This window comes from Sporosarcina sp. ACRSM (genome assembly GCF_022346545.1).
Lineage (GTDB): Bacteria > Bacillota > Bacilli > Bacillales_A > Planococcaceae > Sporosarcina.
The window spans coordinates 232236-247194 of record NZ_JAKRNU010000003.1; the positions used below are offsets into that span (position 1 = coordinate 232236).

Here is a 14959-nt window from a genome sequence, read left to right on the forward strand (position 1 = left end):
CCGAAAAGGGAGAGGAATCTATTGACAGATTATCGTTTTGCAGTCGATGTAGGTGGGACGTTCACGGATGTGTTTGTGTTTGATGAAAAAAGGAAAGAAATTGCGATCACGAAAGTATCCTCCACTCCGAAAGAACCTGAAGTAGGAATACTCGAAGGGATCAAAAAGACAGGGGTATCCGGGAAAGATATTATGCAATTTTCCCATGGGACAACCGTTGGGACCAACGCTTTGATTGAGCGGAAATTACCGAAGACAGCGCTTGTCACTACGAAAGGTTTCCGGGATGTCATTGAAATACGTGATGGGACAAGGCTGGATCTATGGGATGCATACAATGATGTCGCACCGCCGTATATTAAACGCCGCGATCGTTTTGAAGTGACAGAACGGATCGATTATGCGGGGAATGTCTTGGAAGAGATTGATGTGGAAGAAGTGCGTGCCTTAGGGGCGAAGTTGAAAAAGCGTGGCGTCGAATCCGTTGCTGTCTGTTTTATCAACGCGTATGTCAATGGTGGAAATGAAGCTAAAGTGAAGGAAATTCTGCAGGAAGAACTTGGCGATGTCTATATTTGCGCATCCAATGATATCTTGCCTGAAATCTTCGAGACGGATCGGATGAGTACGACTATCGTCAATGCAGTCCTTGGGCCGACCGTGAGCAATTATATTAAAAAACTGGAAGGCGAAATGAAAGCGGTGGGATATGAAGGCGATATCCTCGTTCTGCACTCGGGCGGCGGTGTCATGACATCGGAAACGGTACCGCGTTATGCCGCTAGACTTGCAAGTTCTGGAATTGCTGCCGGAGCGATTGCCAGTAAATACATTGCGGGATTATGCGGTTATAAAAATGCCATCGGATTTGACATGGGTGGGACGAGCACGGACATTTCCCTGATGTATGAGGGAGAATTGAGGATTACGAAAGATTGGTCGATCGAATATGGCTATCCGATCGGGTTTCCAAGTATTGAAATCTTGACGATCGGGGCTGGCGGGGGCAGTATTTCCTGGATCGACGAAGGCGGTTCTTTACGGAATGGTCCGCAGAGTGCAGGAGCTGAACCGGGGCCTGCTTGTTATGGGCTTGGTGGTACGGAGCCGACAAATACGGATGCCAATTTAGTGCTCGGAAGATTGGATACGAAGTTGTTGGATGGGCTGATGCACTTGGATAAGGAAGCTTCTTTAACAGCAGTTTCCGAACGTATCGGTCAACCGTTCCATCTTGAAGCGGCGGAAGCGGCCAATTCCATCTTGAAAGTGGCCAATGCGAATATGTGTGATGCGTTGCGTCTAATATCGGTGCGGAGGGGCTATGATCCACGTGATTTTGCACTCGTTGCTTTTGGTGGGGCCAGTGGGCTGCACAGTGCCTATTTGGCGAAAGAGATGGATATTCCGAACGTGATCATTCCTCCTTATTCAGGCGTTGCGGCTGCCATGGGCTGTTTGATGGTGGACGTTCAACATGATATTACAAAGACATTTTTAGCAGATGCGAAAAGCATGTCATTGGAAGCGCTGGAAGCGGAATTTTCATCGATGGAAAAAGAGGGGAAAGCGCTATTGGAGGAAGAAGGAATTGCACAGGAAGACATGAACTTCATTCGTTACGTTGATATGAGATATGCAGGGCAATGGAGATCATTAGCGATTACAATCGGTCGGGAATTGAAGTCGATGGACGATGCGCTATTCCAGTTCCACAGGGAGCATGAACGCGAATTTGCATTTTCCGATGCCAATCAAAATGTAGAGATCTATGGTCTGCGTGTAGCAGCCATCGGTGTCGTGGAAAAACCGGAATTGCCAAAGAAAATTGTACAAGGGACATTGGAATCGGCATTCATCGAAGAACGCCCTGTCTATTTTGAAGAGTCTGAGGGGTATGTACAGACTACCGTCTATCAACGTGCGGACTTGCCGACGGGAGTGGAATTGGAAGGGCCAGCAATTATTAATCAGCTCGATTCCACCATTGTCATCCCACCGCAATTCACAGCGAAAACGGACGAGTATCGGAACATCATCATTCAATACACGAAATCATAAGGGGGAATGGGCATGACAACAACTTCAACTCAACCAATCTTTCAAAGTAAACTGGATCCGGTGACATTTGAAGTATTGAAAAATGCGTTTGTGAATTTAGTGGATCAGATGTCGGAACAAATCCTCAGAACATGCTATTCGTTTGTCATCTATAATCGCGATTTCAGCTCGGCTATTTGCGATGCGGAAGGAAATACGGTCATGCAGGGGACACAAGATATTTCCGTCCATGTCGGTACATTGCATTTGACTGCCAAAGCGATTATCGAAGACTTCAAAGATGATATTCATCCCGGCGATGTATTTTTAATCAACGATCCTTATCGGGGTGGTACGCATTTCAATGATACACGAGTCATTAAGCCTGTCTTTCATGATGGAAAAGTCATTGCCTTCATGCAAGTGAATGGGCATTGGGCGGATATGGGCGGTTCCGTTCCCGGATCATTCGATATTAAGTCGAAAGACCATTTTGGGGAAGGTCTACGGATTCCACCACTCCGGATTTATAGCAAAGGTGTTTATTTGGAAGATGTAGCGAATATGCTGGTTGCCAATATGCGTGTGCCTGAAGAACGGCTTGGAGATCTTCGTTCGCAAGTCGAAGCGACCAAAGTAGGGGAAACGCAGCTAGCAGCTTTAATTAGCAAGTATGGGATTGAAACGGTTTTAACCGCTTTCGATGAAGTACAAGAATATGTGGAACGGCTAACGAGAGCGCATATGAAAGGGTTGCCGGATGGGACATGGGAAACGACAGATTACATTGATATGGATCCGGAAGTGGGGGATGGATTGATTCCGATCCATGTGAAAATGACTATTAAAGATGATGAAGTATTTTATGATCTAAGTGGATCACACGCCTATATCGGTTGTTTCTTGAACGCAGGTTTCGGAGCATCGCTATCCGCAGCGTATGCGGGGACCAAAACCTTTTTCCCGGATATTCCGTTGAATTCTGGATTTTATCGGGTCGTGCACGTTCATTTACCTGAAGATTCAGTCGTCAATGCGCCTTATCCAATCGCGGTGACAGGTTTCTGTTCAGGTGCCTATGAAAAAATCATGAATGCCTGTTTTGAATTATGGTCCGCGATCATTCCGGAAAGAGCATTAGCCTGTTCTTTTAACTTGGAATACTTACTCATCGGCGGTTGGGATACGAGAGAAAAGCAAAAGAATTACTTCATGTGGTATGACTGGATGGCGGGTGGACATGGCGGCCGCCATAAACGCGACGGGGCCAATGCCATGTCTCCTGTATTCGGGGTCGGGTTAAGTATCCAGCCTTGCGAAGGGCAGGAAAGGCTATCGCCGGTTATCACGACGAAGCATGAAATTATAACCGATTCGGGCGGACCGGGAGAATACCGAGGCGGCTGCGGGGTTGAAAAAGGTGGAACATTGACAGCTGTGGCGGATACCGTCATGTCCTATTGCTGTGACCGTTCCCGATCGGTGACATGGGGAATTTCCGGAGGATTGCCTTCCTCTCCACATGGAGCCTGGTTGAATCCGTATACGGCTGATCAGGAATTTCTCGGTGCCATCTTTTCCAATGTCAAAGTGAAAAGTGGTGATTCATTCGTCAGGCCTTCAGCGGGTGGCGGCGGTCTCGGGGATCCTTTGGAAAGAGATCCGGAGGCTGTCTTGGAGGACGTGATTGACGAATATGTCTCCATTGAGCGTGCGGAAAAAGATTATGGGGTCGTCATTAAAGAGATTGATAAAGATATAGACCTTTTTAAAATTGATCAAGAAGCGACCGTCCTTGCTCGGGCTAACATCCGCAAGAACCGGAAAGCGTGGTTGCGCCAGGATATCGAAAAGGTGGAAAGCTTGTATTTGGACGGGGCAGTCGATTCGTATGATTTGATTCGAAGATATGGGGTTGTATTTGATCATGAACAGAAAAAGGTATTGCCGAAATCGACGCAACAATACCGTGAAATGCTGGAAGAAAGAATGGTTCCTCACTGGAGCTAATTACAAGTGAAATGGAGTGTTATGAATATGAAACAAGAGTTGAAAACAAAACAGTCGCTCATGTATATAAACGGGAAATGGGTAGGCGAAAACTTGGACGAATTGCGCGTACTCAATCCGGCAAATGGGGAAGTTGTCGGGTGCGTACCGAATGGCGGTAGAGCGGAAACGAATGAAGCGATCGAGTTTGCTTATGAGGCGTTTCAGACGTGGTCCCAAACGACGGCTTACGAAAGGGCAGCCTATTTGAAGCGACTACATGCGCTGATGTTGGAGCACCAAGAGGAATTGGCACAAACGATGACGCTGGAAATGGGTAAGCCTATTCAGGAGTCCAGAGGTGAAGTCGTGTCCGCCGCGGCCTATTTGGAATGGTTTGCGGAAGAAGGAAAACGGGTTTACGGGGAAACGATCCCCACTCATACACCGGGCAAACGATTGCAAGTATGGCGGAAGCCTGTAGGTGTCGTAGCCGCAATCACGCCGTGGAATTTCCCGGTAGCGATGCTAACAAGAAAGATCGGTCCGGCATTGGCGGCTGGCTGTACTATCGTCATTAAGCCGTCCGGCGAAAGTCCTTTGACAGCCGTCAAATTGGTGGAGCTATGTGAAAAAGCAGGCTTTCCAAAAGGCGTTATCAATTTAGTGACAGGTTCTTCTTCCAAAATCGGGAAAGCGATTATGGAAAACGAAAAGGTGCGAAAAGTTACGTTCACCGGATCGACAGAAGTGGGGAAAATGTTGATACGACAAAGTGCGGATCAAGTGAAACGATTATCCTTGGAGTTGGGCGGACATGCCCCGTTCATCGTCCTCGATGATGCCAATCTGGATGCGGCAGTGGAAGGTGTCGTCGCTTCGGCTTTCAGAAATGCCGGGCAGACCTGTATCTGCACCAATCGGATTTATGTGCAAGCTGGAATCCACGATGCCTTTGTTGATAAATTTGCGGCGGCCGTTAAAAAATTGAAAGTCGGAAACGGTGTGGATGAATCCGTACAAATCGGTCCGGTTATCAATCAAGCGAGTCTGGAAAAAGTGACTCATCATGTAGAAGATGCTTTGTCAAAAGGAGCTTCCCTTGTAACGGGGGGCGCATCATTGTCGGATGTCGGAGAAAACTTTTACGCGCCTACTGTACTTAGCAACGTGACTGCTTCGATGATTGTGATGAACGAAGAAACATTCGGACCCATTGCACCTATCCAAAAAGTGGAGACGGTTGAAGAAGCGGTTGCATTCGCCAACGATACGCCATACGGTCTGTCCGCTTATGTCTATACGGAAAGTGTGTCAACGGGTACCAAACTGATTGAGCAACTGAACTACGGGATTGTCGGTTGGAATGACGGCGTTCCGACAGCAGTCCAAGCCCCGTTCGGCGGCATGAAAGAAAGCGGGATCGGAAGGGAAGGCGGCCATCAAGGAATCGAAGACTATTTGGAGACGCAATTTGTTTCGATTGGTGTGAATTAAGGATTGGTGTGTCATTGGCTCAGCGAATTGAGTCAATGACTCTTCCTAATTATAGGATGAATAAGATGATTTACGTTTGGTAAGACGTTTTTCAAATCTGGAGAATAGAAGGGATTGTGGGTATCAAGATGACGACTATTGATTCGGCAGATTTAATACTTATTAACGGTAATGTCATAACAATGGATGTGAAACTTCCTAGAGCCAACTCGATCGTCATTAAAAAGGGAGAAATTATCCATGTAGGCACAAATGAGGAAGGCTTGAAATTTAAAGGGGAACATACTGAGGTTATGGATTTGGAAGGTAAAACCACATTACCAGGTTTTATTGAAAGCCATATACACCCCACGATCTATGGAGTGTATCTGTTAGAACTGGATTGCCGATCACAATCAGTATCATCCATCGATGAAATACTGGAATTGATCAGTGATTCAACGAAGAAGGTTCCGGTCGGTGAATGGATAAGAGGTTGGGGTTGGGATGATAGCAAACTGAAGGAAAAGCGCTATCCGACTCGTTGGGATTTGGACAAGGTCGCGCCGAATCATCCAGTTGTACTGACGCGGACATGTGAGCATATGGCTGTTTTGAATTCTAAAGCATTAGAGCTAAGCGGAATTTCGAAAGATACGAAAAATCCGCCAGGCGGATATATCGAACGTGATGCGGAAACCGGTGAGTTAACAGGGTTACTGAAAGAAGCAGCGCGAGATTGGATTGCTGTTCCTAAGTATGGTTTTCAAGATATTGTACATGGAATGGAGTTAGCCCAAGAAGATTTTGCTAAATGGGGAATTACTACGGTTCATGATATGTCCACGCAGACGAAGGACATGCAAGTGTACCAACACTTGCAAGGCGCAGACAAGTTAAAAGTCAGAGTGAGGCCATGGATATGGGCAATCAATCAAAATGGCTGGGAGGGGCTATTAGACCAGATACTTTCTATGGGGATTAGAAGTGGATTTGGAAATGACTTTATCAAAATCCAAGGTGTGAAGTTCATGCTAGATGGAAGTGTTGGGGGGAGAACAGCGGCAGTAGCGGAGCCGTATGTCGATGATGCGGAGTTGGGAATTCTGTATTGCGGTGTAGAGGATATTTATCCATCTTTCGAAAAGGCAATCGCTTCAGGCCTTCGGGTTGCCGTACATGGTATCGGAGAGCGGGCGATAGAAGTGGCTGTTCAAGCGTTTGAAAAGGTGAATGAAAATATGGATATTACTCATATGCGTAACCGTATCGAACATTGCGCCCTTCCAACAGATGATCAGTTGAAAAGAGTTAAAAACCTTGAATTGATTGCAGCCTCTTCCATTGGATTCCTCCATCATATTGGTGATAGCTATATGAACAATTTAGGTCCTGAAAGGATGAAAAGAGTCTATCCGCATAAGTCATTTAAAGAACATGGTATTGTAGCCCCTGGAAATTCTGATTTGCCTGTTACTGGAGGAAACCCTTGGACCGGCATCTATACTGCTGTAACGAGAAAAACGATAACAGGACAAGTTCTAGATACAACTCAAAATATAACAATAGACGACGCTTTGAAAGCCTATACGACGGATGCAGCGTATAGTTCCTTCGAAGAACAAACATTAGGTGTGATTAAACCATCTGCAAAGGCGGATATCATAGTCGTATCTGATGATCCTTTCAAAATAGAGACTGAAAAAATAAAAGATATACAAGTTGAACGTACATTTGTGGATGGGAAACAAGTGTATTCAAGTAGGAATGTTCAAAGCGATAGTGAATTGAAAGAAAGCGTAGAAGTTTGATAGAGGGGGAGTAGTATGTATTCTGAACAAGAACGTATGATATTAGGAATTATCGTTATTTCCTATTTCCTATTTCTTTTTGTGGTCTCCTTGCTGATTAATAGAAGTATTAAAACATATGACGATTATAATGTTGCGGGAAGGTCAGTTTCCATCTTTCCTTTGATCTTAACTTTTGTCGGTACGGCAATTGGCGGAGCAACACTATTAGGATACATGGCGAATGGTTATAGTTTTGGGCAGGGAGAGCAGTGGCTGAATTTGGGCACTCTTTTTGCTGGAGTTCTAATTGCATTTTTCCTGGTCAAACGCCTTAGACAACTTGGGGAAAAATATAATATGGTTACGATTGGTGATTTTACGGCATTGCGCTTTGGTGAAGGTGCCAGGATTCCTACAGTGATCAGCATTCTCGTCGCGTATTGTGCAATTACTGGTATGCAATTTGTTGCGATCGCAACCATCTTAAATTTAACCATTGGCTTGAGCATGACAACCGGTATTGTCATCAGTTGGATTTTACTTACTTTAAAAACATACTTTGGCGGTATGAAATCGGTTATTTGGCAAGATGCATTTCACGGCACGATACAAACCGTCGGGATATTCATTTTGTTTGTTGTGGTGATAATTGTATCTGGCGGGTGGAGTAATATCCAAGAAAACGCTGCCTTATCCAATGCGGGGAACAATCTAAGTCTTTTTAATATCTCAAAGGCGGAAGTATTCATCTATCTCTTTACAATTGGTGCTTACCAATTTGTCAGACAGGATTTGTGGCAACGTTTTTGGGCAGCTAAAGATTCAAAAACTGCAGTGAAAGGATATTGGTACTCGATAATCGTTGCATTTTTGACAGGAGCTGTCGTTATTGTAATTGGAGTAGCAGGTCGTTTCGGCCTGAATTTGGAAAATGTCAATCCAACGTTGATTTATTATGAGGTCATCGGCCATGTTTTCCCTTATTCAATGATCATTGTGATGGTTATCGCGCTTTTGGCGACGGTTATCTCTACAGCAGATTCATTCTTTATGGCTGGTGCTTCTTCTATTGTCAATGATGTGATTAAACCGAGACTTCGAAATAAAGATGACAAAAAACTACTGTTTTATAGTCGAATTTCAGTTTTAATTGTTTCAATATTGGCTCTATTACTATCTTTATATATTCCTGAATTGGTTAATCTATGGGTAACAGGGACTGCCATGCTTGTATCTGGTCTATTGGCTCCCGTCCTTCTCGGATTATTTTGGAAAAAGGCGACGCGTAAGGCTGGGGTGACCTCCATGTGGGTTGGGTTATTAATCGCGGTCATTTGGCAGATTGCAGGACATCCTTTTGGCTTACATCCTGTTTTTATCGGCTTGCCACTATCGCTTATAACGATCGTTACGATTTCTCTGTTATCAACACAACCAGAGAAAAATATTATTACGAATATGGGATTATCCGAAAAGTAGAAACGTGACGGAGGTATTAAAATGACAGTAACCAATAATATGCAGGTGAATATAGACAGATTAAAGAGGACAATTGATAAAAGTGCCCAAATAGGTGAAATTCCAGGCAATGGGTTATGTCGATTGGCTTTAACGAAAGAAGATAAAGAGATGCGGGGTCTCTTTCTGGAGTGGATGGAAAATGTAGGTTTAACAACTAGAGTCGATGATTTCGGAAATATTTATGGTAGAAGAGAAGGTTTGAGTGACTTGGCTCCAGTTGTAATCGGTTCGCATTTGGATACTCAACCGAACGGAGGGAGATTTGATGGCATTCTTGGTGTATTAGCAGCCCTTGAGGTGATTCATACACTAAATGACAATGGTATTGAAACAGACAGGCCTATTGAAATTGTGAATTTCACAAATGAAGAAGGTGCACGATTTGAGCCACCTTTGTTAGGCTCAGGTGGATTAGTCGGAGTCTTTGACAAGGAATTTGTGTATAGCCGAAAAGATAACGCAGGAAAAACATTTGAGGAAGAATTAAACAAAATAGGATATAAAGGCAGTATAAAAAATAGGCTACAAAGGATCCATTCTTATATTGAACTTCATATTGAGCAAGGACCGGTTTTAGAGAATAAGCAAATCGCTATTGGTGCGGTTGAGGGAATTAAAGGAATGACTTGGTTAGAGATAAAAGTCAGTGGAGAATCAGGGCATGCGGGACCTACACCAATGGCGATGAGAAGAGATGCTTTGATGGCAGCCTCGAAACTTTTTGTTCATATCGAAGAGAAAGCCAAAAGTAGTGATGAAGATATAAGCATGACCATTGGTCGGATGTCGATCTACCCGAATGTCGCAAATTGTATACCGGGAGAAGTTGTTTTTTCTTTAGATGTTAGACATATAGATGATCAGGTTAGGAAAGAATTTGTTGCCGAAATAAAAGAAGAGATGGAACAGATATGCCAACAAGAACAAGTACAACTTGAAATAACTGATCTATGGGACATTAATGCGACTGCTTTTCATCCTGAAATTATTGAACAGATTGTTAAAAGCGCCAAGGAATTTGATTGTTCCGTTACAAGAATGGTTAGTGGGGCAGGACATGACGCCAAGTATATAAACCAAATTGCACCGACGGGTATGATTTTCGTGCCGAGCATTGGTGGGAAGAGTCATATTGAAAGCGAGTTAACTTTAGACGACGATATTGAGAAAGGGGCCAATGTTTTACTGCATTGTGTTCTGCAATTATCAGGGAAAGAAGAATTGACTACTAAAATAAAGGAATCGATTCATTAATTCGCGATGAGAAAACTGAAAATTAAATATTTACAAAATTAAGGATATGTAGTAGAATAATAAATAACTTGATTCAGCAGAAGTCCCCTACTTCTATAAGTGGTGGGATGAATGTCAGTATGCATTTCAATCAGAGGGAGTCCAAACTCTCTGCTGATTCAAGTTAAGCCTCCGGCGGATGTCACGGATTTTGAAGGGAGTTAATTGCGCAAGCGCAATTCAAAATCTGGACGCAATCACGCCAAGGCGTGATTGATTGAATCATGTTGAAACGCAGAAACGTTCATTACACATGATCGATTGAAATCAGGGAAATGAATAGCTAGTACTGCCTAATCTGCTGAAAGCCTTACCGGGTTATACAACACAGATACAAGCCAGTTCAATTTGACTAACAGAAATCTGTTGTCTTTTTGAATTGGCTTTTTCTTTTTCCATAACAGGGGGTGGGAATGTGACTGGAGCGTTAGAGAATATTCGGGTCATCGATTTATCGCGTGTGCTTGCGGGGCCGTACTGCACGATGATCTTGGGTGATTTAGGGGCCGAAGTGATCAAAGTGGAAGGGCCGGGGGGAAGTGATGATACGCGTAAATGGGGGCCACCATTTAAAAATGGGATCAGTGCTTATTATTTAAGTGCCAATCGTAACAAAAAGGCGATCACGGTCGATTTAAAATCGGCTGAAGGCGTCGACATCATTAAAAAACTGGTTAGCGAAAGTGATGTCATCATCCATAACTTCAAAACGGGGACGATGGAGCGGTTCGGCTTGGATTATGCCACGCTAGAAGCCATCAATCCGGGCATTGTTTACTGTTCGATTACGGGGTTCGGGGAGACAGGTCCGGATCGGCATGTACCCGGCTATGATTTTATTATCCAGGCGATGAGCGGGTTGATGAGTATTACGGGGACGGATCAATCGGGACCGCTGAAATCAGGTGTCGCCATTACGGATGTGTTGACGGGTTTATATGCTTGTATCGGGATCCAAGCGGCGTTAGTGGAACGGGCTCAATCTGGAAAGGGGCAAAAAATCGATATTTCGCTGTATGACTCTGCCGTGAGTGCGCTGGTCAATATCGGCAGCAATTATTTGATGGAAGGCAAGATTCCGAAGGCGCTTGGCAATGAGCATGCCAACATCGTGCCGTATCAGACATTCCGGACAAAGGACGGCGAAATGGTCATCGCGGTCGGGAATGATCATCAGTTCAGAGCATTGTGTACAGTGTTGAACGTACCGCAGTATGCGGATGATAAGCGCTTCCTTACGAATCCGGATCGTGTATTGCATCGGGAGGAATTGGTTCCTTTATTGCAAAAGGAGTTTTTGAACGAACCAACTGCCTATTGGTACGAAAAATGCCGCGAACAAAATATTCCGGCAGGACCGATACAGAATTTGGAAGCGGTCGTGAACGATGCACAACTGCAAGCACGCAATATGTTCATTGAACACGAGCATCCGACGGCGGGAACGATCAAAATGATCGGCAGTCCATTAAAGCTTTCAAGGACACCGGTTGCCGTAAAACATCACCCGCCAAGTCCCGGAGAACATAACGATGAAATCATCGGAAACTTATTCGAAAAAAACAAATAATAGGAGTGGTTGAGATGAACTTTGAATTTACAGAGGAACAACAATTATTAAGAAAAACGGCGCGTCAATTTGTGGATGAGGAAATCATGCCGCATATCCAGAAATGGGATTCGGAAGGCGGGTTTGATCCAGCGATTTGGAAGAAGCTTGCGGATCTCGGGTTTATGGGCGTTTGTGTGCCTGAACAATACGGAGGTAGCGGGATGGACTATAATTCACTCGCGATTCTGTGTGAAGAATTGGAACGTGGAGATACGGCATTCCGGACGGCAGTATCTGTTCATATTGGCTTGAACTCGATGACGCTTATGCAATGGGGGACGGAAGAGCAGAAACAGAAATATCTTGTTCCTCAGGCGAAGGGTGAGAAAATCGGTGCTTTCGGCTTGACGGAACCAGGCGCGGGATCGGATGTTGCCGGGATGGCGACGACGGCGGTGCGCGACGGGGATCATTATGTATTGAATGGGCAGAAAACATGGATTTCACTTTGCGATGTCGCGGACCATTTCCTCGTCTTTGCCTATACGGATAAATCGAAAAAACACTCGGGCATCAGTGCGTTTATCGTCGAACGAACAACACCGGGCTTCTCCTCCAAGGCGATCAAAGGGAAATACGGTATTCGCGCGGGCAACACCGGGGAACTATTCTTCGAAGATATGCGGATTCCAGCGGAGAATCTGCTTGGAAAAGAAGGAGAAGGATTTAAAATTGCCATGTCTGCACTCGATAGCGGACGCTTTACCGTAGCGGCGGGGGCTGTCGGATTGATCATGGGCTGTCTGGAAGAAAGCGTGAAATATTGCCACCAGCGCGAAACATTCGGTAAAGCGATCGGCAAACATCAACTCGTCCAGCAAATGATCGCCAATATGGAAGCGGGCTATCAAATGAGCCGTCTTCTTGTTTACCGCGCGGGGGAAATGAAAAACAAAGGATTGCGCAACACGCGAGAAACGTCCCTTGCAAAATGGCAAGCATGTGATTTTGCTAACAAAGCGGCGGACGATGCCTTCCAAATCCACGGAGCTTACGGCTATTCGGACGAGTATCCGGTCGCGCGTTTCCTGCGTAACTCGAAAGCGCCGGTTATCTACGAAGGGACGCGCGAAATCCATACGATTATGCAGGCGGAATATGTCCTTGGGTACCGGGAGGATAAGCAGTTGAGTAAAATGTTGCCTGCTTGGGAAGAAGAATTACAATATAATTGAAATATGGAAATGAAACCTTGATGGGAAGTCTTTCATCAAGGTTTTTTCTTGGGGAGATTTTAGGTCAAAGGTCATGTTTCGCCGATAAGTGCCGGTTAAGCGCCAATAACTCAGAGGTGAACGCCAATTTATGTTGGTCGAACGCCAATAACTCGGCGCTGACCGTCAATAACCCTGCAACTTTATAAAAATGGTCGTGGAATAACTGATAGGTTGAATCTTTTATTGGGTTCAAACGTATGTATAGGCAGTTAGCATGTGCGAAAGGGGCGTAATGAATGGGGAAGTATACGATTAATGAATTCATCAAAAAGACGCAACAGGATGAGCGGGAGAGCGAGTATTTTGAGTTGGAAACACCGCGTATTTTAGAAGTGAATTTAACCGACCTTGTGTGGGCGAAGACCGGTTCGATGGTTTCCTATACAGGAAATATTAAATTCGAGCGGGAGCGAATGCTTGAGCATGGGGTGGGGATGATGTTCAAAAAAGCATTCACAGGTGAAGGGACCTCATTAATGAAAGCGACAGGCAATGGTCGTTTGTATTTGGCGGATCAAGGAAAAAAGATCACCATTTTCGATTTGGACAATGAATCAATCACGGTGAATGGCAATGACCTGCTTGCATTTGAATCGGGCATTGAATGGGATATTAAACTGATGCGGAAAGTGGCAGGAATGATGTCTGGCGGATTGTTCAATGTGACGTTGCGAGGCAAAGGCAAAGTAGCGATTACCACTCATTTCGAGCCATTGACGCTACTCGTCCAGCCGGGGGCCCCTGTCATAACGGATCCGAATGCAACCGTCGCTTGGTCGGGCCATTTAGAACCGGAATTTCGGACAGATATCAGTTTTAGAACATTCCTTGGTCGTGGCAGTGGGGAATCCATTCAAATGGAGTTTTCAGGTGAGGGGTTTGTCATCATTCAGCCATTTGAAGAGGTGTATATGACGGGGAATGGCTCTTCGTCTTGATAGAAGGTGAAAATGGAAAAACCTTGATGAGAGTTGGCTCCCGTCAAGGTTTTTTCTTGGGGATGAGATAGGTCAAAGGTTATGTTTCGCTGATAAGTGACCGTTGAACGCTGATAACTGTACTTCAAACGCTGACATTTCTTCAATAAGCGATCAAGCGTTCATTCCTGAAACAGTTTTTGAATAAACTCCACCAATTTTCTCGCGCTTGGTGAAATATGTGTAAACGAAGTTGCTCCTATACCGATGGAGCGATAATCATTGCTTTCCAATGGAATGGCACGGACGTTTTCGGGGAGGCGGTATAAAATCATCGATGGCAGAATACTGATGCCGAGCCCGTTTTGTACCATGGAAATGATGGCTTGATCTTCTGCAATTTCGTATTGGATGTGAGGAGTGATTTTATGTTTTTTTAAGATTCTCCTGACGTCATTATCGATCGTCGACTTTGGCATGATAAATGGTTCGTTATCCAAGTTTTTGAACTGGATTTTCTCATGATGAAAGAGTGGATGTGTATCTGGCACGATGCAATGCAAAGGGTCATTTTTGATAGGAATCGTTTCAAATGATTTGGAAGCAGGGAGTGAGAGAAAGCCGAAATCAATTTTACCGTCCATAATCCATTGGGTGATTTCGTCATAATTACCTTCATATAACTTCAAGTCGATGAGTGGAAATGCTTCTCGGAATTGTTTAATAATCGATGGAATCCATTGGATGGAGACGCTTGGAATCGTTCCAATTCGGACAACACCGGTTTCAATTCCGTTGATTTTGGCAGCTTCTTGCATCATTTGTTCGTTGAGTTTCAACATTTCCTCTATATAGGCCAGCATCTTTGAACCGTTTTCCGTCAATATGACGCCTGTGCGATTTCGGATTAATAATGTAAAGCCCAATTCATTTTCAAGGCTTGCAATGGCATGGCTCACTGCAGATTGCGTTAGTTTCAGCGTTTCTGCGGCTTTTGAGAGAGTGCCTGATTCGATAACGGTTCTAAAAATCTCGAATTTGATTAGTGACATGTAACTCACCTTTAACTATTAATTTTCTTCATACTTCTTATTATAACTA

Annotated in this window: 10 protein-coding genes; 9 read left to right on the forward strand and 1 reads right to left on the reverse strand. The window is 44.6% G+C overall.

The genetic code is table 11. The annotated features are described in order from the left end of the window. Positions 1-21: 21 nt before the first annotated feature. The 9 genes from MHZ95_RS06865 (at position 22) to MHZ95_RS06905 (ending at position 13879) form a co-directional block, all read left to right on the forward strand. Entirely contained in the window at positions 22-2061 is a 2040-nt protein-coding gene (locus MHZ95_RS06865; protein WP_239389862.1) for a hydantoinase/oxoprolinase family protein, read from the forward strand. A gap of 12 nt (positions 2062-2073) precedes the next feature. Further along, a complete protein-coding gene (locus tag MHZ95_RS06870) occupies positions 2074-4050 on the forward strand; it encodes a hydantoinase B/oxoprolinase family protein (protein WP_239389863.1) in 1977 nt (658 codons plus the stop codon). Between the two features lie 27 nt (positions 4051-4077). Continuing rightward, on the forward strand, positions 4078-5526 hold the full coding sequence (locus tag MHZ95_RS06875) for an NAD-dependent succinate-semialdehyde dehydrogenase (RefSeq protein WP_304648949.1): 1449 nt from the start codon (positions 4078-4080) through the stop codon (positions 5524-5526). A gap of 128 nt (positions 5527-5654) precedes the next feature. Then, positions 5655-7316, forward strand: a complete 1662-nt coding sequence (locus MHZ95_RS06880; RefSeq protein ID WP_239389864.1) for an amidohydrolase — start codon at positions 5655-5657, stop codon at positions 7314-7316. Positions 7317-7331: 15 nt separating this feature from the next. Then, on the forward strand, positions 7332-8777 hold the full coding sequence (locus tag MHZ95_RS06885; protein ID WP_239389865.1) for a sodium:solute symporter family protein: 1446 nt from the start codon (positions 7332-7334) through the stop codon (positions 8775-8777). A gap of 21 nt (positions 8778-8798) precedes the next feature. Then, complete coding sequence (locus MHZ95_RS06890) at positions 8799-10073, forward strand: Zn-dependent hydrolase (RefSeq protein WP_239389867.1); 1275 nt, start codon at positions 8799-8801, stop codon at positions 10071-10073. Positions 10074-10527: 454 nt separating this feature from the next. Further along, a complete protein-coding gene (locus tag MHZ95_RS06895) occupies positions 10528-11682 on the forward strand; it encodes a CaiB/BaiF CoA transferase family protein (protein WP_239389868.1) in 1155 nt (384 codons plus the stop codon). A 14-nt stretch (positions 11683-11696) separates the two neighbouring features. Further along, entirely contained in the window at positions 11697-12899 is a 1203-nt protein-coding gene (locus MHZ95_RS06900) for an acyl-CoA dehydrogenase family protein (RefSeq protein WP_239389870.1), read from the forward strand. Between the two features lie 278 nt (positions 12900-13177). After that, a complete protein-coding gene (locus MHZ95_RS06905) occupies positions 13178-13879 on the forward strand; it encodes an AIM24 family protein (RefSeq protein WP_239389871.1) in 702 nt (233 codons plus the stop codon). Positions 13880-14040: 161 nt separating this feature from the next. Here the strand turns inward: MHZ95_RS06905 and MHZ95_RS06910 are convergent, their stop codons facing one another. Next, positions 14041-14910 carry a LysR family transcriptional regulator gene (locus MHZ95_RS06910; RefSeq protein WP_239389872.1) on the reverse strand — a complete coding sequence of 290 codons (870 nt, stop codon included), beginning with the start codon at positions 14908-14910 and terminating at the stop codon, positions 14041-14043. Positions 14911-14959 lie beyond the last annotated feature (49 nt).

Coding starts and splice junctions, on each gene's coding strand:
- MHZ95_RS06870 (WP_239389863.1), top strand. CDS start 2,074: ATGACAACAACTTCAACTCAACCAATCTTTCAAAGTAAACTGGATCCG.
- MHZ95_RS06875 (WP_304648949.1), top strand. CDS start 4,078: ATGAAACAAGAGTTGAAAACAAAACAGTCGCTCATGTATATAAACGGG.
- MHZ95_RS06880 (WP_239389864.1), top strand. CDS start 5,655: ATGACGACTATTGATTCGGCAGATTTAATACTTATTAACGGTAATGTC.
- MHZ95_RS06885 (WP_239389865.1), top strand. CDS start 7,332: ATGTATTCTGAACAAGAACGTATGATATTAGGAATTATCGTTATTTCC.
- MHZ95_RS06890 (WP_239389867.1), top strand. CDS start 8,799: ATGACAGTAACCAATAATATGCAGGTGAATATAGACAGATTAAAGAGG.
- MHZ95_RS06900 (WP_239389870.1), top strand. CDS start 11,697: ATGAACTTTGAATTTACAGAGGAACAACAATTATTAAGAAAAACGGCG.
- MHZ95_RS06905 (WP_239389871.1), top strand. CDS start 13,178: ATGGGGAAGTATACGATTAATGAATTCATCAAAAAGACGCAACAGGAT.
- MHZ95_RS06910 (WP_239389872.1), bottom strand. CDS start 14,910: ATGTCACTAATCAAATTCGAGATTTTTAGAACCGTTATCGAATCAGGC.